Source organism: Streptomyces sp. NPDC038213, assembly GCF_055600495.1.
The window spans coordinates 91,612-110,245 of the sequence record NZ_JBVJYM010000016.1 but is presented as its reverse complement, the minus strand read 5'-3'; the positions used below and the strand labels follow the sequence as shown (position 1 = coordinate 110,245).

17 protein-coding genes are annotated in these 18,634 nt (G+C 74.3%); 4 read left to right on the top strand and 13 right to left on the bottom strand.

Annotation, left to right across the window (positions count from 1 at the left end):
- Positions 1-89: 89 nt before the first annotated feature.
- Complete coding sequence (locus ACZ7JZ_RS22145; RefSeq protein WP_470941752.1) at positions 90-2,441, bottom strand: M9 family metallopeptidase; 2,352 nt, start codon at positions 2,439-2,441, stop codon at positions 90-92.
- A gap of 495 nt (positions 2,442-2,936) precedes the next feature.
- Here ACZ7JZ_RS22145 and ACZ7JZ_RS22140 point away from each other — a divergent pair, with 495 nt between their 5' ends.
- The gene (locus ACZ7JZ_RS22140; RefSeq protein ID WP_470941749.1) at positions 2,937-3,950 is read left to right on the top strand and encodes a PHP domain-containing protein; all 1,014 of its coding nucleotides are present in this window, start codon (positions 2,937-2,939) and stop codon (positions 3,948-3,950) included.
- A gap of 46 nt (positions 3,951-3,996) precedes the next feature.
- Here the strand turns inward: ACZ7JZ_RS22140 and ACZ7JZ_RS22135 are convergent, their stop codons facing one another.
- Positions 3,997-4,941 (bottom strand): NAD-dependent protein deacetylase, encoded by a 945-nt coding sequence (locus tag ACZ7JZ_RS22135; RefSeq protein ID WP_470941747.1) that lies wholly within the window; start codon positions 4,939-4,941, stop codon positions 3,997-3,999.
- A gap of 60 nt (positions 4,942-5,001) precedes the next feature.
- On the opposite strand from ACZ7JZ_RS22135, the gene ACZ7JZ_RS22130 reads away from it, so the two are divergent.
- The gene (locus ACZ7JZ_RS22130; protein WP_470941745.1) at positions 5,002-5,400 is read left to right on the top strand and encodes a hypothetical protein; all 399 of its coding nucleotides are present in this window, start codon (positions 5,002-5,004) and stop codon (positions 5,398-5,400) included.
- Between the two features lie 59 nt (positions 5,401-5,459).
- On the opposite strand, the gene ACZ7JZ_RS22125 is transcribed toward ACZ7JZ_RS22130, so the two are convergent.
- A complete protein-coding gene (locus tag ACZ7JZ_RS22125) occupies positions 5,460-6,170 on the bottom strand; it encodes a transposase (RefSeq protein WP_470941743.1) in 711 nt (236 codons plus the stop codon).
- Positions 6,171-6,250: 80 nt separating this feature from the next.
- Positions 6,251-6,445 (bottom strand): helix-turn-helix transcriptional regulator, encoded by a 195-nt coding sequence (locus ACZ7JZ_RS22120; RefSeq protein WP_470941740.1) that lies wholly within the window; start codon positions 6,443-6,445, stop codon positions 6,251-6,253.
- A gap of 87 nt (positions 6,446-6,532) precedes the next feature.
- Here ACZ7JZ_RS22120 and ACZ7JZ_RS22115 point away from each other — a divergent pair, with 87 nt between their 5' ends.
- Together ACZ7JZ_RS22115 and ACZ7JZ_RS22110 are read left to right on the top strand one after the other, a co-directional pair.
- Positions 6,533-8,530 (top strand): zinc ribbon domain-containing protein, encoded by a 1,998-nt coding sequence (locus ACZ7JZ_RS22115; RefSeq protein ID WP_470941738.1) that lies wholly within the window; start codon positions 6,533-6,535, stop codon positions 8,528-8,530.
- A gap of 52 nt (positions 8,531-8,582) precedes the next feature.
- A complete protein-coding gene (locus ACZ7JZ_RS22110) occupies positions 8,583-9,323 on the top strand; it encodes a phosphatase PAP2 family protein (RefSeq protein ID WP_470941736.1) in 741 nt (246 codons plus the stop codon).
- Between the two features lie 37 nt (positions 9,324-9,360).
- On the opposite strand, the gene ACZ7JZ_RS22105 is transcribed toward ACZ7JZ_RS22110, so the two are convergent.
- The 9 genes from ACZ7JZ_RS22105 to ACZ7JZ_RS22065 are packed head-to-tail and all read right to left on the bottom strand — an operon-like array spanning position 9,361 to position 18,633.
- Positions 9,361-10,758 (bottom strand): glutamate-1-semialdehyde 2,1-aminomutase, encoded by a 1,398-nt coding sequence (locus tag ACZ7JZ_RS22105; protein WP_470941734.1) that lies wholly within the window; start codon positions 10,756-10,758, stop codon positions 9,361-9,363.
- Positions 10,759-10,765: 7 nt separating this feature from the next.
- Complete coding sequence (locus tag ACZ7JZ_RS22100; protein ID WP_470941732.1) at positions 10,766-11,317, bottom strand: dTDP-4-dehydrorhamnose 3,5-epimerase family protein; 552 nt, start codon at positions 11,315-11,317, stop codon at positions 10,766-10,768.
- Positions 11,314-12,567 carry a polysaccharide pyruvyl transferase family protein gene (locus ACZ7JZ_RS22095; protein WP_470941730.1) on the bottom strand — a complete coding sequence of 418 codons (1,254 nt, stop codon included), beginning with the start codon at positions 12,565-12,567 and terminating at the stop codon, positions 11,314-11,316. Before ACZ7JZ_RS22095 ends, ACZ7JZ_RS22100 begins: the two co-directional genes overlap by 4 nt.
- Positions 12,564-13,511, bottom strand: coding sequence for a glycosyltransferase family 2 protein (locus tag ACZ7JZ_RS22090; RefSeq protein ID WP_470941728.1), 948 nt, complete (start codon positions 13,509-13,511; stop codon positions 12,564-12,566). The genes ACZ7JZ_RS22095 and ACZ7JZ_RS22090 overlap by 4 nt, the downstream gene beginning before the upstream one ends.
- A gap of 20 nt (positions 13,512-13,531) precedes the next feature.
- Positions 13,532-14,884 (bottom strand): hypothetical protein, encoded by a 1,353-nt coding sequence (locus ACZ7JZ_RS22085; RefSeq protein WP_470941726.1) that lies wholly within the window; start codon positions 14,882-14,884, stop codon positions 13,532-13,534.
- A 5-nt stretch (positions 14,885-14,889) separates the two neighbouring features.
- Positions 14,890-16,170 (bottom strand): DUF4910 domain-containing protein, encoded by a 1,281-nt coding sequence (locus ACZ7JZ_RS22080; protein ID WP_470941724.1) that lies wholly within the window; start codon positions 16,168-16,170, stop codon positions 14,890-14,892.
- Positions 16,158-17,183, bottom strand: coding sequence for an NAD-dependent epimerase/dehydratase family protein (locus ACZ7JZ_RS22075; RefSeq protein WP_470941877.1), 1,026 nt, complete (start codon positions 17,181-17,183; stop codon positions 16,158-16,160). The genes ACZ7JZ_RS22080 and ACZ7JZ_RS22075 overlap by 13 nt, the downstream gene beginning before the upstream one ends.
- A 2-nt stretch (positions 17,184-17,185) precedes the next feature.
- On the bottom strand, positions 17,186-17,833 hold the full coding sequence (locus ACZ7JZ_RS22070; protein ID WP_470941722.1) for a PIG-L deacetylase family protein: 648 nt from the start codon (positions 17,831-17,833) through the stop codon (positions 17,186-17,188).
- Positions 17,830-18,633, bottom strand: coding sequence for a glycosyltransferase family protein (locus ACZ7JZ_RS22065; protein WP_470941720.1), 804 nt, complete (start codon positions 18,631-18,633; stop codon positions 17,830-17,832). Before ACZ7JZ_RS22065 ends, ACZ7JZ_RS22070 begins: the two co-directional genes overlap by 4 nt.
- Between the last annotated feature and the right edge of the window lies 1 nt (position 18,634).

Sequence of the window (18,634 nt, the reverse complement as noted above, 5' to 3'; positions counted from 1 at the left end):
GGCGGGCCGGGGCGGCAAGGGGAACGGGCCGGGGCCCCGTACGCGGCTGCGTACGGGGCCCCGGCGGACGTGCGGTCCGTGCGGGCGGTTCAGCCGGTCCTGGTGGACAGGCTCACGCCGCTGAAGTCCTGGGTGGCGGCGAGGCTGAAGTAGACCCAGCCGGACGGCGGGTTGTTGACCGTCAGGGTCTCGCCGTTGCCGGCCCCGGCGGACTTCGCCAGGTGGCTGCCGGTGGTGGCCCAGCTGCCGCCGCCGTAGTACAGGTCGGCGTTGCCGGAGCCGCCGCTGCTGGTGATGGTCAGCTTCGTGGTGCCGGCCGGCAGGTACACGAAGTGGTAGCTGTAGTTGCCGGCGGCGGCCGAGAGGCCGTCCCGGCGGCAGTTCCCGTCGAACTGGCGGGGGTCCGGGAAGGTGCACAGCGGGGTGGTGGGCACGGCCGGGGCGTCCGGCAGCGGGCCGCAGTCGTTCGAGGCGCAGGCGGTCAGCCAGGTGGCGAAGCCGGCGTCGTAGCGGGTGCCGATGGTCTGCTTCAGGTGCGTGCGGGCGCCCTGCCAGTCACCGGTGCGGTACTTGGAGAGCACGGTCTGCATGTCCGCGGGGTGCTGCTGGAGCATGTAGCGCACCGCGAGCCAGCCCCAGCGGTAGACCCGGTTCGAGTTGGCCTCGGGGTCGCCCGACTGGTTGTAGACGGTGTCGAAGAGCTCGCTGAGCTTGTACGTCTGCTTGCCCGCCTCGGCGATCGCGTCGGCGTTGCGCAGGTCGCGGTAGCCCCATGCGATGTTCTCGGCGATGCCCTCGACCCACCAGATGGTCGGCGTGGTCAGGCTGGCCTCGAAGTCGCCGTGCATGTTGTAGCGGCCGTCGAGGTAGTGCGCGTACTCGTGGTTGAGGTTCCAGATCTCGAACGAGGGGCGCAGCCAGTGGGCCTCGTGGGCGATGAAGCGGGCCTGGTTGCCGGGGACGGCCGGGTTGCCCTCCTCGTACATGCCGCCGTTGTCGACGTCGATGTTGTACATCGCCCAGGCGTACAGGGCGTAGTTGGTGTAGTCGTCGAAGACCACGACCTCGAGGTCGGTGTTGACGTCGCCGGGGATCGGGCCGCTGTCGCCGATGATCCGGTGGAAGTACGCGTCCTGGTTGACCAGGCTGGTACAGGTGCCCGCCAGCTGGCCGGGGGACATGTCCTGGGCGCGGATCTTCAGGCCCGGGTTGCAGGTGTGCTGGATCGGCAGGATGGCGGGCATGACGCGCTCGCCGAGGTCGCAGATGGCGTACGCCGCGCAGTTGCCGCGGTCGTACTGGCGCGTGTACCAGCCCAGGTTCATCGTGATCGGTGCGGTCGGGCCGACGTTGGGGTAGCGGTTGATCAGGTCCTTGAGCAGCGGACGCACGCGGTCCTTGAGCTCGGGGACGTCGAGGGCGTTGCCGAGGTGGCGGCCGACGTTGCTGACCACGTCCAGGCGGTTGAGCTGCGCGCCGTTGCGGGTGATGAAGGCGGCCCAGGTGTCGAGGATGGCGGGGTCGGCCTTGAGGGCTGCCCGCCAGCCGCGGTCGTCGTTCTCGGCCTTGAAGCCGTTCTGGACGACCCACTCCACGTGTTCCATGGTGAGCTGCATCTGGCCGGGCCAGGTGCCCGTGTAGCTGCCGAGCAGCCACTTGACGGTCCCGGCGTAGCGGCCGGCCGTGCGGGTGCTGTCGATCAGCGTGACGACCTCGTTGAGGATCTCGCCGTTCGCGTCCGTGACGTCCTTGCTGCGCGGGGCGGCGAGGAAGGCGTCCAGCGCGCCGCGGGCGGCGGTGTCCAGCGCCGGGCCGTACGTGCCGACGGCGTCCGCGTTGTTGTCCTGCACGTAGTAGCCGGCGCGCAGGAACAGGACGAGCTGCCCGACGGAGGCGCTGTTGTTGCCCGCGTACCCGGCGGAGGCGTCGCGCAGGGCGTTGGCGACGGTCACCATCTGGGCCTCGCGGAAGGCCTTGCGGGCGTTGTCGCCGGTGAGGCCGAACAGCGGGTACGTGCAGTTGATCTGGGGGAGCGCCTTGAGCTGCTGGACCAGGGAGCTGCCGGTGGCGTTGACGATCCCGCCGAGGTCCGGGCAGGCGACCGCGGCCGCGGCCGAGGACTGCGAGCCGGTCTTGGAGGTCTTGGCCGGCGCGGCGGCCTTCGTGCGGGGAGCCGGCGCCGGGCCGGTCTCCTCGGCGGCGTCCTGTGAGGAGATCCGGAAGCGGGAGGCGTTCTTCAGCGCGTCCGGCGACTTGGGGACCGGGATCGACCGGGGCGCCGCCTTCGACGCGCTGCCGGCGAGGGCGGCAGGGGCCGCGGCGGGGGCGGAGGCGGCCTGGCTCGGCGGCGCGAACAGCCCGAGGGCCATGAAGACGGCTGCGCCGAGCGCAGGGAGTCTGCGCGCGCCTGCCATCGGTATCCGGGAGGGGCGGGGGCTCATCTGTGGGGGCCTCCGGGGCCGTTGTGCCGCGTGTGGGGACACGAGGCAGTTGGTGTGTGACATGTAAAATTTCACATGTCGCATCACTGTGGAAGTCTTCCGGCCACATTTCCCGGCCGCCGCGACCGAAATGTTGCCGAGCCGCCGCCGCGGAGCGTGCCGAACGGGCGCAAATCCCCCGCCTCCGGGTGCAGATGCGGGCGGCGGGGGAGGGCCGGGGGCGCAACGGGCCCCGGCCGTAGAGCCGTTGGGCCCCGCCGGGTGCCGCAGCAGGCACGCCCTCCGCACAAGTCCTCGCCGGAGGCGGCGCCTTCGCGGCCCCCGGCCCCCGGGCGCCTGACGCCGTCCGCAGCGGCCTCCGCGCGGCGTCCCCCGGCTGTCGTCCCCGCCCCGCAGGGATACCCGTGCCCGCCCCGGCCCCCGCGGCGGGCGCGCGCCGCGGCCCGGTGCGACCCTGGGGGCGAGGGGCGGGACCCGGCACGGCGGGAGGCTCCGATGGATCCGGTGGCCGCACTGCGGCGGATCGCCTTCCTGCTGGAGCGCGCCCAGGCGCCGACGTACCGGGTGCAGGCCTTCCGTACGGCCGCCGCCCGCGTCACGGACATGGAGCCCGGCGAGCCCGCCCGGCGGGCGCAGGACGGCACCCTCGAAGCGGTCAAGGGCATCGGGCCCAAGACGGCCGCCGTGATCGCCGAGGCACTGGCCGGCCGGACCCCCGGCTACCTGGCCGCGCTGGAGGAGGAGGCCGGGCGGCCGCTGACGGAGGACGGGCGCGGGGAGGCCCTGCGCGCCGCGCTCCTGGGGGACTGCCACCTCCACTCGGACTGGTCGGACGGCGGGGCGACCATCGAGGACATGGGCCGGGCCGCGGCCGGGCTCGGACACGCCTGGGCCGCGCTCACCGACCACTCCCCCCGGCTGACCGTCGCCCGCGGGCTGTCCCCGGAGCGGCTGCGCGCCCAACTCGACGAGGTCGCCGCGCTCAACGCCCGGTGGGCCCCCTTCCGCCTGCTGACCGGCATCGAGTGCGACATCCTCGACGACGGCTCCCTCGACCAGGAGCCCGAGCTGCTGGAGCGGCTCGACGTGGTCGTCGTATCCGTCCATTCCAAGCTGCGGATGGACCGGCGGGCCATGACCCGCCGGATGGTCAACGCCGTCCGCAACCCGCACGCCGACGTGCTCGGGCACTGCACCGGCCGCCTGGTCACCGGACGGGGGCGCCCCGAATCGGAGTTCGACGCGGCGGAGGTCTTCGCGGCCTGCGCCGAGGCCGGGACGGCGGTGGAGGTCAACAGCCGCCCGGAGCGCCTCGACCCGCCCCGCCGCCTCCTGCGGCAGGCCGTCGGGGCGGGCACGCTCTTCGCGGTGGACACCGACGCGCACGCGCCGGGCCAGCTCTCCTGGCAGATCTTCGGGTGCGCCCGCGCCGAGGAGTGCGGGGTCCCGGCCGAGCGGGTGGTCAACACCTGGGACCTGGAGCGCCTCCTGGCGTGGACCCGCGGCTGAGCCGGGCCGGGCGCGCCTGCGGCCGGCCGGCGGGCCCTCGGCGCGGTCAGGCCCGGGGGCCGTCCGGCGCGGCGGAGGCGGGCTGCGGGCCCGTCCCGGGCCCCCCGTCGGGCAGGGGCACGCCGAGGCGGGCGGCGAGGCCGGTGAGGGCGTCCCCGAGGGGGAGCGCGATCCGGGCCGAGGCGTGCCGGTCGCCGCGGGTCGGGTCCCGGTTGACGATCAGGACCGGGGTGCCGGCCCCGGCCGCCCGCCGGACGAAGCGCAGCCCCGACATCACCGTCAGCGAGGACCCGAGGACCAGCAGCGAGGCGGCCCCGTCCACCAGCTCCCGGCACCGCTCGACCCGCTCCGGCGGCACGTTCTCCCCGAAGAACACCACGTCCGGCTTCAGCACCCCGCCGCACACCGCGCAGGGCACCACGCGGAACCCCCCGACCTGCTCGTCCGTGAGGTCCGCGTCCCCGTCCGGGTTGAGCCCGGCCGCCACCGGCGCGAAGCCCGGATTGGCCTCGGCCAGCCGCACGGCCAGCTCCGCACGGGCGCTGCGCGCCCCGCAGTCCAGGCAGACCACCCGGTCCAGGCCCCCGTGCAGCTCCACCACGCCCGCGCTGCCCGCGGCCTGGTGCAGCCCGTCCACGTTCTGCGTGACCACCCCCGAGAGCAGCCCGGACCGCCCGAAGGCCGCCACCGCCCGGTGCCCCGCGTTCGGCCGGGCCCGCCCGAAGGTCCGCCAGCCCAGGTGGCTGCGCGCCCAGTACCGGCGCCGGGCCTGCACCCCGCCGGTGAAGTCCTGGTACGTCATCGGGGTGTGCCGGCGCAGGCTCCCGCCCTCGCCCCGGTAGTCGGGGATCCCCGACTCGGTCGACAGCCCCGCCCCGCTGAGCACCAGCACGCCGCCGGCCCGCAGGGCCGCCTCGACCGGTTCAAGATCCGTGCTGCCGGGCTGCGGCTGTCCGTCGGGCGTCCAGCTCAGGGTGGGGCGCATGCGCATGCCACCAGGGTACGTACACCCGCCGCCCGGCCCCGGTCCGCAGTCCGGCAGACTTCCCCCGTGCTGCTGCCCGCCGGAGCCCCCGCCGCCACCGCCCTGATCGAGGTCGTCCGCGTCTCGGCGCTGCCCGCCCGGCGGGGCGACCCCTACCCGGGCGCGGTGGCCGCCCACTGGGCCGGCCCCGAGTGCGGGGAGGCCCTCGCCCTGATCGGCGACCTGCCCGGCAGCGTGCGGCACCGCTGCGGCTTCGCCCCCGGGTGGGCCGTCCGCGCGTACGACGACTCCCTCGACGGGGTCCTCTTCGAGGCGGCCTTCTGCTTCACCTGCCACGAGGTGCGCCTCCAGGGCGCCGCGGTCCCGGCGGCCCTGGCCACCCAGTTCTTCGACCCGGACGCCCCGCCGGCCCGCACCCTCCTGGCGCTCCTGCGCGCGGCCGGGCCGCCCGGATCCCGCCCGTAACTCCCGCCTCCGGCAGGGAGTTTGCCGTACCCGGTCCGTTGCTAAGAGTTTTTCCGTAATTACGGATAGTCGATCTTGAGGTTGTGGAGCACCGCGACGGCGCGGGTGGTGTCGTTGATCGTCTCACCGCGTCGGCGGTGCCGCCGCAGTACCTCGAAGTCTTTGAGTCGGGCGATTCCGTGTTCGGCCCGAGCCCGGCGCTTGGCGAACGTCTTGCTCTTGACCTTGCTGGTGATGACCTCGGGCGCGCTGCGGTAGGCGCCGTCCCCGATGATCAGCCGGTGGTCGTTGACCTGTTCGGCCATGGTTTCGCGGAAGACGGCGATGGCGTTGCGGTTGCCGGTCCAGGCGTCGCCCACGGCGACTACGCGCCGGTCGCGCACACGGAAGGTGAACTGCACGTTGACCGAGCGCCGGTAGTTCTTCGCGCACTTGGTCTGCGACTGGTCCTCGACGGGGATGAGCGTGCCGTCCGCGACCCGCAGGTCTGAGCGGCTGCCGCCGGGCGGTTCGAGGAGTCCGGTGACCAGCGGCGTCATGCGGTCGATGATGCGGTGCACGGTGGCGAGGCCGACGCCGAACAGGTCGGCGAGCTGGCGGTGGGTCAGGTTGGTGCGCCATGCGACGGTCGCGAGGAGTACGCGGTTGTCCAGCAGGAGGGCCCACGGTCGGCCACGCCGGGGTTCGGGCAGGAGAGCGGCGACACGTCCGACCAGGGCGAGGAACGCCCGGACGGACAGGCCGGTCCAGTGCAGCAGGACGTGGGGCACAGGCTGGCAATGTTGATCTTCAATGCGAACGGACATGACAACCTATTAGGTCATCTACTTCCCGATTAGGAAAAGGTCAGTTAATCTCCGCGCTTCGGGTGGGCCGCCCGCCACGCGTCCAGCCGGTCCACCGGCCACAGCGGGGTGCGCCCGACGTAGACCGGGGTGGGGAAGTCGTCGCGTCCGCTGTTGAGGTTGTAGACGTGCTGAACGGTCACCTTGAGTCGCGCCGCTGCCTGCTTCGCGTCTTCATATCCTGGAATTGTGGTCGCCATGCACCGCATTCTACCTCGGTTGTCATAGCTCAACTCATCACCTAGCGTGTCGTAGGTCAGCTAATCAATGACAGGAGGTGACGAGTGATGCAGGCTGCCCAGGACCGGAAGTTCCGGGGGAAGAACAAGGCCCCGAAGTGGAAGAAGCCCGACGACGGGATCGTGTCGGTGATGGTGCTGCCGCTCGCCGTCACCGACCCCGCCGACCTGGCCCGGCTGGAGAAGCTGTACGGCGCAATGTGGACCATCAAGCGGGCCGTACAGCGCGACGCCCGCGCCAAGGTCGATGCCTACTGGGCCGCCAAGAACGAGCGCGACCGCGACGGCGCGATGGCCGTACGACAGCGCCTCGGCCTCAGCCGTGAGGCCCTGGAACGCTGCGCGTACAAGCACCTCGAAGACGCCGGGCACTTGAAGCACCACGCCTCCAAGGCCCTGGCCATGCACATGGCCGACGAGGTGTGGAACGGCGTACAGCGGCACCTGTTCGCCGACGCCACCGGCCAGCGTCACGGCCGCCCCCGCGTCGGCCGCTGGCACGACTTCACCCGCATCCCCGGCCGCGCCCGATCCCACACCACCGACAACAAGTGGGAGACCTTCCGCCTCGTCGGCACCCTGCACGGCCACGCCATGGCCAACACCGACGGCGGCCAGCACCCGCTGTCCCAGCCTCGCCGCATGCCTCGGCCGGCCCTGCCGCACGCCAAGGTCCCCACGGGGAAGATGACCGCCGCCGGGAAGCCGATGATGCGCAAGGCGAACTGGTGGGACCACACTGGCCCCCTCGCCGTCGTCTTCGCCGGAGGACCCGATAGCAAGCGCGGTGACCTCGTCCTCCCCGTTCGTACCCCCGGGGGACCGGGCCAGTGGGCGCGGGCCGAGCACTTCCTCACCAACCCCGGCCGCTGGCACAAGGTCGACCTCGTACGCCGCCGCAAGGCCAGCGTGCCGGGCGGCTGGGCGTACGAGGCGCACCTGATGCTCCTCGGCCCCGGCCACACCTCCCCCGCCGTACGGGAGATGCGCGACCAGGCCGCCGCCCTGGACCGGATCGGCGGCGTGGACGGCAACGTCTCCAACCTCTCGATCGTCTCCTTCCCCGCCGACCTCGGCCCCGGCAAGCCGGTGTCCACCGAGATCACGCTGACCGACGCCGAGCGCGCCCTGCTGGTCACGCACGCGAAGAAGCAGCGCGGCCGGGCGCGGGCCCTGGAGCGTTCCCGCCGGGCGGCGAACACCGGGCAGTACGGGCTGTCGAAGAAGCAGACCGCCCGCGCCCGCCGCCGCACCGACGCCGGACTCGTCCCCAAGTCGGTGACGGTTCCCGGTGGTGCACGCGACGCGCGCACGGACGGAGTCCCCAAGCAGGCGTACCGGCGTGACCGGCTCTCCTCGAACTACCGGGAGCTGCGCGCCCGCCAGGCCGAACACGCCGCCTCGGCCGCCGAGCATCGCCGCCACCGGGCCCGCACGGTGGCGCGGGAGATCATCGCCGCCCACGGCCCGGTGCTCGTGGTCGAGGACTGCGACATTCGCACCTGGTACGGGCTGTGGGGCAAGCGTCTCTCCCAGACCACGCCCGGCATGCTGATCTCCGCCCTCAAGGTGGAGTGTGAGGCCGCAGGCGGCCGACTGGTCCGGGCCTCCACCTGGTCAACGGCCCTGTCTCAGCACTGCATGTGCGGTGAGCGCGTGAAGAAGTCCCTCCGCGACCGCGAGCACAAGTGCACTGCCTGCGGCCTCACGGGCAAGCGTGACCTCGTCTCTGCCGCTCTCGCCGCGTTCGTCCGCTTCGCCGACGTGGACGACCCCAAGACCGCGTACCTGGACACCACCGCGTCCCGGCACGCCCAGAACCTCTATGCACAAGCGCTAGAAGAAGCGCTGTGGGAGTCAACCACACCGAGCCCGAACACCCCCCGGGGTGCGGGACGCGTGGCAGTACCACGGCAACGTGGTGCCTCTGCTCCCCGAACCGCCGGACGGCGGGACCGAGCGACCCCGGATGAGTCACGACCTCGTGGCCACGCCGGGAAGCCCGGACCCCGCCCCGGCTGCGATCCTCAGCTCACCCTTTGGTGAGTTGCGGAACAAGTCTTAGGCTGGCGGACAGACGCCGAAGGGGAGGGGTCCCGTGGGAACGCCTGGCCGCAGCACGCTCACCGCGCAGGGCAGGGACGGGGACCGGCCGCAGCCGCCCGGCCGCTCCGGCCGCGGGACGGGCCCGTCCGAACCGCCGTTACTGCCCGGGGCCCTGCGCGCCCCGCTCGCCCTGCTCGCGGGCCTCGCCGCCCTCACGGCCGCCGCCCTCGGCTTCCTGTACGCCGGCCACGGCCTGCCCGGGGCGCTGGACGGGCGGATCGGGGCCGCGGTGGACGGGGCCCGGCCCCCCTCCTGGGAGCGGCTCGCCCTGGGCGTCGACTACCTGGGGGAGCCCGTCGGGGCGGCCGTGCTGGTCGGCGTGCTCATGGCGGTCTGCCTGCTGCTGCGGCGCCCCCGCGCGGCCGCCCTCCTGCTCGTCGGCCCCGGCCTGACGGTGGCGGCCACCACCCTGCTCAAACCCGTCGCGGGCCGCACCATCAACGGCGGCTACCTCTCCTACCCGAGCGGGCACACGGGCTTCCTCACCGCGCTCGCCGCCGCGCTGGCGCTCGCCGCGGCCGGGCGCGGCGCCCTCGGCTGGGCGGCCGGAACGCTCCTGGTGTGCGCCGCGGCCCTCGCCGCCGGCGCCGCCATGGGCTGGGCCCAGGTGGCCCTGAACGCCCACTACCCGACCGACGCCCTCGGCGGCTGGTGCACGGCCCTGGCCGCGACCCCGGCGGCCGCCCTGCTGGTGGACCGGCTTGCCGACGCCCGCACGGCGAAGGCCGGTTGACGGAGCGCCAACCGGCCCGCCCTCCTGCGGCCCGCCCCTACACCAGCCGCCGGAACACCGGCTTCACCGGCCGGCCGCCCGTCCACGGGCCCGGGTCCCCCGCGTCGAGCGCCTTGCGGTACACCGCGCAGGCCTGGGCCACCACCTCCACGGTCCGGTCGACGTCCGCCTCGTCGAGCGCGCTGCTCACCACGAACGACGGGGCCAGCACCCCGCCCGCCAGGAGGCTGCGCAGGAACAGCGTGCGGAACTCCTGCGAGGGCCGCCCCTGCCCGTCCAGGGTGGCGAAGACCAGGTTGCTGGCCCGGCCCCGGACGAGCACGTGCTCCCCGACCCCCATCCCGGCGGCGGCCGCGCGGACCCCGGCGGCGAGCCGGTCCCCGAGCGCGTGCAGCCGCTCGGTGACCCCCTCCTCCGTGTAGGTGCGCTGCACCGCCATGGCCGCGGCCAGCGCGTGCGTCTCCGCCCCGTGCGTGGTCGACAGCAGGAACACCCGCTCCCCGGAGTGGCGCAGCCCGCCCCGCTCCATCAGCTCCCGGCGCCCGGCCAGCGCCGAGACCGCGAACCCGTTGCCGAGGGCCTTGCCGAAGGCGGACAGGTCCGGGACCACCCCGTACAGCCCCTGCGCGCCCGCCTCGGACCAGCGGAAGCCGGTGATCATCTCGTCGAAGACGAGCACGCAGCCGTACCGGTCGGCCAGGGCCCGCAGCCCGGCCAGGTAGCCCGGCGGCGGCTCGGTGTGCCCGGCGGGTTCGAGGATCAGGCAGGCGATCTCGTCCGGGTACCGCAGCAGCAGCTCCTCCGTCGCGGCCAGGTCGCCGTACGGGAAGGAGACGGTCAGCTCGGTGGTCTGCGCGGGGATGCCCGCGTTCATCGGCGTGGTGCCGATGAACCAGTCGTCCACGGAGAAGAACGGGTGGTCCCCGCAGAGCGCCACCCGGGGGCGCCCCGTCGCGGCGCGGGCGAGACGCACCGCCGCGGTGGTGACGTCCGAGCCGTTCTTCGCGAACTTCACCATCTCCGCGGTCGGCACGGTCGCCAGGAACCGCTCCGCCGCCTCCACCTCCACGACGGACGGCCGTACGAAGCTGCCGCCGCGGCCCAGTTCGCGCCGCACCGCCTCCAGGACCCGCGGATGCGCGTGCCCGAGGCTCACCGACCGCAGGCCCGACCCGTACTCGATGTAGCGGTTGCCGTCGAGGTCCCACACGTGCGCCCCGAGGCCGTGGCTGATCACCGGGGCCAGGCCCTCGGGGTACTGGTCGTCGCCCTTGGCGTAGGTGTGCGCGCCCCCGGGGACCAGGGCGTGCAGCCGCTCGTTCGCCGCCCGGGACCGCGGCAGCGCGAACTCCGCCGCCTGCCCCGCGTGTTCCGCCTGCGCTGCGTGCTCCGTGTGCCCTGCGTGCTGCGTGTGCTCTGTGCGTTCTGCGCTCATCAGGTCCTCACCCCTCCAGACGCTTCAGGACCTCGGCGAGGCCCGGCGCCCCCCGGTCCCGTGCGGACACCGCATCGGCCGGCAGCGGCCACGGGATGCCGAGCTCCGGGTCGTCGAAGGCGATCGTCACGTCCTCCGCCGGATCGTGCTCCCGGTCGATCCGGTACGCCGTGTCCGCGGTCGCGGTCAGCGCCTGGAACCCGTGCGCGCAGCCCGCCGGGACGTACACGCTCGCCTGGGTCTCCCCGGACAGCTCGAAGACGGCCCGGCTGAGGAAGGTCGGCGAGGCGGGCCGCAGGTCCACGACCACGTCGAAGATCGCCCCGGAGGCGCAGCGCACGAGCTTCGCCTCGCCCGCCCCCGACCGCAGGTGCATCCCGCGCAGCACCCCCCGCACCGAGCGGGACACGCTGTCCTGCACGAAGGCGTCCGGGTCCAGGCCCACCGACCGGAACACCCCGGCGTCGAAGGTCCGGCAGAAGAACCCCCGTTCGTCGGCGAACGGCACCGGCTCGAAGAAGTACGCCCCGGAGATCTCCGGGACTGCGGTCGCCTTCACTGGGCCTCCTGGACGGTACGGGCGCGGGTGCGGCCGGGTGCGGCCGGCGGGAACAGGGCGCCGGACAGGGCGGTGAACTGCTCCCGCAGCTGCCGGGCGGCGAGCAGGTTGCGTTCGGCGAGGACGGCGCGCAGTGCGGCCGCGCCCCGCTCCAGCTCCCGGAACTGCTCCAGCAGCCGGTCGGGGTCGAGCTCCCGGGCGGGGTGGCAGTACGCGCCCAGGCCCATCCGGTCCATCAGGGCCCCGCTCTTCGCCGCGTAGGCGACCGCGAGGGTCGGCGTGCCGGCCTTCAGGGCGCAGACCAGGTTGTGGTACCGGGTGGCGACCACGGCGTCGGCGGCCGCGGCCTCCGCCACCAGGCCGGCGAGCGAATCCGCCCCGGCCGCGCTGAGCAGCGGGGAGTCCACAGCCGCCAGGACCGCGGAGACCACGGCGGCGTCGCACGCGTCGCCGGTGAGCAGCCGTACCGGCCGGCCCTCTGCGACCAGCGCGCGGACGAACTGCACCGTGCCGTCCACGTACCGCCGGTGGATCTCGGCGGCCCGGTCCCGGTCGTCGTTGGAGCCGTGGAAGTCCATGACGCCCACGCACACCGCCCCGGGCCGCCCCCCGCCCGCCGCGGCCGGCTGCGGGCCGGGCGCCGGCAGGGCGAAGGCCAGGTCCGGGTGGACCGCGTCGCGCGAGGTGTCCACGCCCATGTCCCGCATCGCGTCCCGCGACAGCTCGTCGCGGTACGAGCGGTACGAGGCCAGCCGCGCCGACCAGCGCACCAGGACCCGCGTCGGCCGCTGCGCGACGGGACCCGCGCCGACGCCGACCAGCGCGACCCGGGTGCCGAACAGCCGGCCCGAGGCGCACAGCAGGAACAGCGCGTACGGGAACCCCCACGGGCGCAGCGGCAGCGTGGCCTCCAGCACCCCCATGCCCGGCACGATCACCACCTCGTGCCGGCGCACCCACGCGGCGGTCCGGAAGGCGTCGACGAACTTGCCCAGCCCCTTGCCCGCGACCGCGCCCGCCCGGGACGCCGTCCGGTACTCCCCGCGGTACCAGTGCAGCCGCCGGGCCGGGATGCCGTAGCGGGCCGAGACGGCCTCCGGCCCCCCGCACAGGGCGTCCACGGAGGCCTCCGGGTGCGCCTCGCGCAGGTACCCGAGCACGGCCTCCAGCGAGCCGTCGTTGCCGAGGTTGCCGGAGCCCAGCAGTCCGAACACCCCCACGCGTACGGGCCGTGCGGCGCCCGCCGTCACCCGAGCCCCCCCTCGCGCCCGGCGACGAGGGCGTCGACGGAGACGGTGTACAGGCCCGGTCCGACGGGGGGCCGGTCCTCCACCCGCTCGCCGGCCCCCGGCCGGGCCCGGCTCGCCAGCCAGGCGGCCAGGTGCCGGTAGCAGGCGCTGCGGTCGGCCGAGGACAGCGGGGCCCGCCGGATCGCGGAGGCGAACCCGGCGACGTACTCGGCGAACAGCCGCGGCGCCGGGTGCAGCGGGCCCGCCCGGCGCGGGTCCAGGTTGGCGCAGCGCGCGCGCACGGAGGGGTTCGCCCGCTCCGCGCGGGTGGGGTGGTCGCGGCGGAAGTAGAGCAGTTCCGGCACCTGGTGGAAGGGCCCGTGCAGGGTGATCTCCGCGACGAACGTGCGGTCCGCGTGGTGGTAGCTGTCGTGCGGCTTGACCCGGCGCAGCACGTCGGCCCGCACCACCCCGTAGAAGTCGTCGCCCCCCGGCTCGAACAGCAGGCTGCGGAAGCGCTCCGGGGCCCGCCGCGAACCGGTGTCGAGCGTGTACGCGTACGGGACCTTGACCTTGCCGTCCCCGTCGATGACCGCCTGGTCGGTGTGGGCGAGGATCACCTCCGGCCGCTCGTCGAGCACCTCCACGCACCGGCGCAGCAGTTCGCGGGCGTACAGGTCGTCGTGCGAGGCCCATTTGAAGAGCTCGCCGCGGCACTGGGTGAAGACGTAGTTGTGGTTCGGGGCGGCGCCGATGTTGCGGGGCAGCCGGATGTAGCGGATGCGCGAGTCCTTCGCGGCGTACCGGCGGCAGATGTCCGCGGTCCCGTCCGTCGAGGCGTTGTCGGAGACGACCAGCTCGAAGTCCTCGTAGGTCTGGCCCAGCAGGGCGTCGAACGACTCGGCCAGGTACTCCTCGCCGTTGTAGACGGGCAGGCCGATGCTCAGCCGGGGTTGGGCGGTCATAACGTCCTCACTTCGGTTCGCTACCTCTCTTCGCTTTGCTTCGGTACTTCGCCCGCGGGGCCCCCGGAGGGCGCCGCCTGCGGGGCGGCGGGCCCCCGATCCCCCCGGCCGTGCTCGCGCAGGGCCAGGCGCAGCTGGATCCACCACACGGCCGAGGAGCCGACGGTCGCGGCGGCCACCCCCCAGGCCGAGCCGACCGCACCCGCCGCGGCCGCCCCGCCGAGCCCGCCGCCGACGTAGCACGCCGAGGCGAAGAGCTGGCAGCGCAGGCTGCGCCGGGCCGCGGCCAGGGCGCGCAGCCCGGCCGCCGCGCCCGTGCCCAGGCCCGCGCCGGCCACGCCGAGGGTGGCCGGCACGACGAGTGCGGAGGCGGAGTCCCAGACCCCGCCGAGCACGAGCCCGCCGGCCCGGTCCGGCACCAGCAGCAGCGCCGCCCCCCACAGCAGGGCGGCGCCCGCCTGCCCGCCGCCGAGGACCAGGCAGAACCGGGCCAGCCGGTGCGGGGCCCGCCGCAGCACCCGCGCGGCCTCCGCGACGGTGACCAGCGACAGCCCCATCAGCAGGGCGAGGAAGGGGCCGAGGAGCAGTTCCGCGCCCCGCACCGCGCCCACCGCGCCGACCCCGGCGATCGCGCCGAGCCCGTACGCCCTGATCTGCGCGGCCCCGCTGAGGCTCACGTTCTCGGCCAGGTACCGGTAGCCGAGGTCGCGGTGCTCGCGCAGCCAGCCGCGCGCCCCGCCCGGCCGCGGCCGGATGCCGGACTGGAAGAGCCCGAACACCGCGGCGGCCGCGGCCGAGGTGCCCCAGGCCAGGACGAACCCGGCGACGCTGTCCGCGCGGGCCGCGACGAACATGGCGGGGACGAGCGCGAGCCCGCCCGCGAGGTCGTTGGCGAAGGCCTTGCGTCCGGCGCCCGCGGCGAAGAACGCGTACCGCCAGGCGTCCTGGAGCAGCAGCGCGGGCAGGACGGCCCCCAGGCAGGCGAACGCGGCCCCCAGACCGCCGCCGAGCGCCGCGCCGCCGGCCAGGAACACCGCGCCGACGGCGGCGCCCACCCCCAGCGCGGTCCCGGCGGAGCGGGCCGCCGCCCTCCGCCAGGCGGCCCCGGGCACCCCGCTGAACCGCACCACGAGCGGGTCGGTGGCTAGCCCCCGGGAGACGCCCAGCACCACGCCGTACGTCACCCAGGCCAGGCTGAACGCCCCGAAGGCGGCCAGCCCCAGGGAGCGGGCCACGTAGATCCCCACCGCGAAGTTGGTGAGACTGCAGACCGCCTGGTCGGCCAGCCCCCAGGACAGCCGGCCGACGACGGCCCGCCGGGCGGCGGCGGGCCGCGCCGCCTGTGCGGCCGTCGTCTCCTCCCCGGTGGCCATCCGCGTCACGCCTTGATCAGCCCGGCGCCCCGGAGGGCGCCGGCCGCCGCGGCCACGGCGTCGAAGGGCAGCCCGGACCGCTGCGCGACCTCCAGCAGCCCGTGCTCCCCGTCGGACATGCTGAGCACCCACAGCATCGCCATCTGGGCCTCCTCGGCGTCGCTGCGGCCGCCGAGGGCCCCGTACAGGCCGCGCCGCCCCAGCTGGGGTTCGCCGTACGGGCTGAGGTTGACGTACCGGCGGTTGCGGTCGAGCACCCCGAAGGCCTCCCGGCAGACGGCGAGGGTGTCCTCCAGCGCCTCCGGGGTGACGAAGTCCGGGTTGTCGCCGGAGGTGTGGTACTCGGGGTAGCCGGCGTACGGGGTCCGGCTGAGCGAGCCCACGCCGAGGTCGAACCCGGGGGAGCAGAACTGCCGCTCGTCGTACCCGTACGGCGTGAACTCCTTGATCCGGTGCGGGCGCCCGGAGTCCGCCAGGACGTGCTCGAGCACCCGGTCGATCTCCGCGTCCCCGCGCCGGCTGCGCTTGTACGTCAGCTGTCCGCGGTCCCCGGCGCAGGCCAGCACCAGCCCGTGCTTGACCCGGTCGATGCGCTCGGCGTTGCGCGCCAGCCAGGTGATCGCCCCGATGGTGCCCGGCGCGAACAGGAACCGGTACGTGTAGTACGGCCGGGTCCGCGCCAGCTCCCGGGCCAGGAACACCGCCACCGCGACCCCGGCCATGTTGTCGTTGGCCAGCGCGGGGTGGCAGACGTGGGTGGAGACGATCACCTCGTCCGCGACCTGCCCCGGCACCACGTGCTCGGCGTAGGTGAGGTGGCCGTCCGCGAGCGTGGAGTCGATGCGGACCTCGTACTCGCCCTCCGCCATCCCGTCCAGCACGTCCTGGGCCAGGCAGAAGCCCCACTGCGGGCTGTAGTAGCTGGTGCGGTACGGCACCAGGGACGGCTGCTCCGGCAGGGTGTGCAGGTGCGCGCGCAGCTCGGACAGCGGCATCCGCGCCGACACGGGCACGCTGTAGCCGACCACGTGCAGGCTGGACGCGGCGAAGTCGACGACCCGCCGGCCGCCGGAGTCGGCGACGTACGCGTCGCGCACGTTCCACTCCTGCGGCACCGTCCAGTCGAGCACCTGCGTGCCCGTCGGCACCTCGTGCACCTCCAGCGGGACGTACCCGCCGACGATGTCCAGGGTGGCGCGCACCCCGTCGCCGGTGATGCTCCGGCACAGCGGGTACAGCCGCCGCACCAGCTCGTGCATCTCCCCGCCGGCCGTCACCCGCGCCACCGCAGGGTGGCGTCCACCGCGCCGGAGCCGGAGGCCGCGCGGAGCACGGCGAGGCGGGTGAAGCGCTCCTCGAAGCCCTCCTGCGTCAGCCCGTGCTCCCGGTACGCCGCGGCGAGCTCCGCGGCCCCCTGCGCCACCGACCAGGCGCAGGCGAAGCCGGGGACCGCGGCGCGGAACCGGGAGAAGTCCACCCGGTAGGACCGCGGATCGGCGCCGTTCTCCCCGGTGACGACCACCTTCGCGCCGGACACGGCCGCGGCGACCTCCTCGGCGATCTCGGCCACGGTCACGTTGTTGGCCTCGCTGCCGATGTTGAAGGCCCGGTCGTGGACCGCCTCGCGCGGGGCCGCCAGCGCCGCCGCGAAGGCCTGCGCGATGTCCGCGGCGTGCACCAGCGGCCGCCAGGGCGTGCCGTCGGACAGCACGAGCACCTCGCCCGTCAGGAGGGCGTGCCCCACCAGGTTGTTCAGCACGATGTCGGCGCGCAGCCGCGGCGAGAAGCCGAACGCGGTCGCGTTGCGCATGTACACCGGGCTGAAGTCCCCGTCGGCCAGGGCGTGCAGGTCGTCCTCGACCCGCACCTTCGACTCGGCGTACGGGGTCACCGGGCGCAGCGGGGCGTCCTCGGACACCAGGGCGTCACCGCCCGCGGCCCCGTAGACCGAGCAGGTCGACGCGTACAGGAAGCGCTTCACCCCGGCCTCGCGGGCCAGCCGGGCCAGCGCCGTGGACGCGTGGTGGTTGATGTCGTAGGTGAGCTCCGGCGCCAGCGAGCCCAGCGGGTCGTTGGACAGCGCGGCCAGGTGGACGACCGCGTCGAACCCGGCCACGTGCGCGGCCGTCACATCGCGCAGGTCCACCCGGTGGCCGGGCGGGTCGGCGGGCCGCGGGCCCAGGACGCAGTCGGCGAACAGGCCGGAGTCGAGGCCGGTGACCTCGTGCCCGGCGGCCGCGAGGACGGGGGCCATCACGGAGCCCAGGTAGCCCTGATGGCCGGTCAGCAGTACGCGCACGTTCATTCCCCCAGGTCGAGAGTGAGTTTGGCGACGGAGAACGCCTCGGCGTAGCGGGCGTGGCATTCGATGCCGCGGATCCGGGCGAGGCCGAGGAAGGCCTCCCGGTCGTACCAGGGCCGGTGCCGCTGCGAGGGGTAGTGCTCCTGGAGCAGGCGCACCTTGTCCTCGGCGGTCTCCGGCGACAGCGGCTGGTAGGCCGTCGGGCGGGCCAGGTCGCCGTCCCATTTGACGATCTCGTAGCCGAGGACGAGGTGGTCGCGGAACGCGGTCGGCAGGAGCTGCGCCAGGCTGCGGTGGTCCTGGTGCGCGTCCTCGGTGCGCGGTCCGATGACGAGGTCGGGCTCGGTGCGCCCGCGCAGCTCCTCCACCGCCGACTTGGCCTCCTCCCAGTGGGCGGGGATCCGGCCGTCGGGCAGTTTCAGCACGGTCAGGTGCAGGTCCGCGCCCGGGCAGAAGGCGGCGAGCGCGGCCCGCTCCTCCGCTTCCCGCTCCCCGCCGCCCCCGGAGAGCACCAGTGCGTCGATGCGGACCCCCGGCCGGGCCCGGCACAGGGTCAGCAGGGTGCCGCCCGCGCCGATGGCGATGTCGTCGCAGTGCGCGCCGACGGCGGTGATCCGCTCCAGGCGGCCGCTCCCGAGCCGGATCACGCGCCGGCCCCGGCCGTGCGCAGCGCGTCCCGCTCCCACACGGCCCACGGCCGGTCGCCCTGGGCGTAGGCCGAGTCGAGGGCGGCGCGCTCCTTGACGGTGTCGGTGGGCTTCCAGAACCCGCGGTGCCGGTGCGCGAGCAGCCGGCCCTGCTTGGCCAGCCCGGCGCAGCCGTCGGCGACCAGGTCCCCGCCCTCGGGTATGTGGTCGAAGACCTCCTGGCGGAGCACGAAGTAGCCGCCGTTCTCCCACAGCGGCATGTCGCTCACCGCGGTGATCCCGCCGACCAGCCCGTCCTCCCCGAGGTCCACGCAGTGGAACGACTGCTGCGGGGGGACCACCATCATCGAGGCGCCCGCGTCCCGGCGGGAGAACCGCTCGATCATCTCGGGCAGCGGGGCGTCGGTGAGCACGTCGGCGTAGTTGGCGAGGAACATCTCGTCCCCCTCCAGGTGGTGGCGCACCCGGCGCAGCCGCTCGCCGATCGGGGACTCGATGCCGGTCTGGGCGAAGGTGATCGTCCAGTCGGCTATGTCGGTGGATAAGAGCTCCGTCCGCCCGCCGCGCAGGACGAAGTCGTTGGACGTGGTCTCCTCGTAGTTGAGGAAGAAGTCCTTGATGTGGTGGGCCCCGTAGCCCAGGCACAGCACGAACTCCTTGTGCCCGAAGTGCGCGTAGTAGCGCATGACGTGCCAGATCAGCGGCCGGGGCCCGACCATCGCCATCGGCTTGGGCACGTCGTCGGCGGACCCGCTGCGCATCCGCATCCCGTAACCGCCGCAGAACAGGACGACCTTCATG

Excerpts from the sequence above, each read along its gene's own strand:
- ACZ7JZ_RS22145 (WP_470941752.1), bottom strand. The coding sequence starts at position 2,441 with ATGAGCCCCCGCCCCTCCCGGATACCGATGGCAGGCGCGCGCAGACTC.
- ACZ7JZ_RS22140 (WP_470941749.1), top strand. The coding sequence starts at position 2,937 with ATGGATCCGGTGGCCGCACTGCGGCGGATCGCCTTCCTGCTGGAGCGC.
- ACZ7JZ_RS22135 (WP_470941747.1), bottom strand. The coding sequence starts at position 4,941 with ATGCGCATGCGCCCCACCCTGAGCTGGACGCCCGACGGACAGCCGCAG.
- ACZ7JZ_RS22120 (WP_470941740.1), bottom strand. The coding sequence starts at position 6,445 with ATGGCGACCACAATTCCAGGATATGAAGACGCGAAGCAGGCAGCGGCG.
- ACZ7JZ_RS22115 (WP_470941738.1), top strand. The coding sequence starts at position 6,533 with ATGCAGGCTGCCCAGGACCGGAAGTTCCGGGGGAAGAACAAGGCCCCG.
- ACZ7JZ_RS22105 (WP_470941734.1), bottom strand. The coding sequence starts at position 10,758 with ATGAGCGCAGAACGCACAGAGCACACGCAGCACGCAGGGCACACGGAG.
- ACZ7JZ_RS22090 (WP_470941728.1), bottom strand. The coding sequence starts at position 13,511 with ATGACCGCCCAACCCCGGCTGAGCATCGGCCTGCCCGTCTACAACGGC.
- ACZ7JZ_RS22085 (WP_470941726.1), bottom strand. The coding sequence starts at position 14,884 with ATGGCCACCGGGGAGGAGACGACGGCCGCACAGGCGGCGCGGCCCGCC.
- ACZ7JZ_RS22065 (WP_470941720.1), bottom strand. The coding sequence starts at position 18,633 with ATGAAGGTCGTCCTGTTCTGCGGCGGTTACGGGATGCGGATGCGCAGC.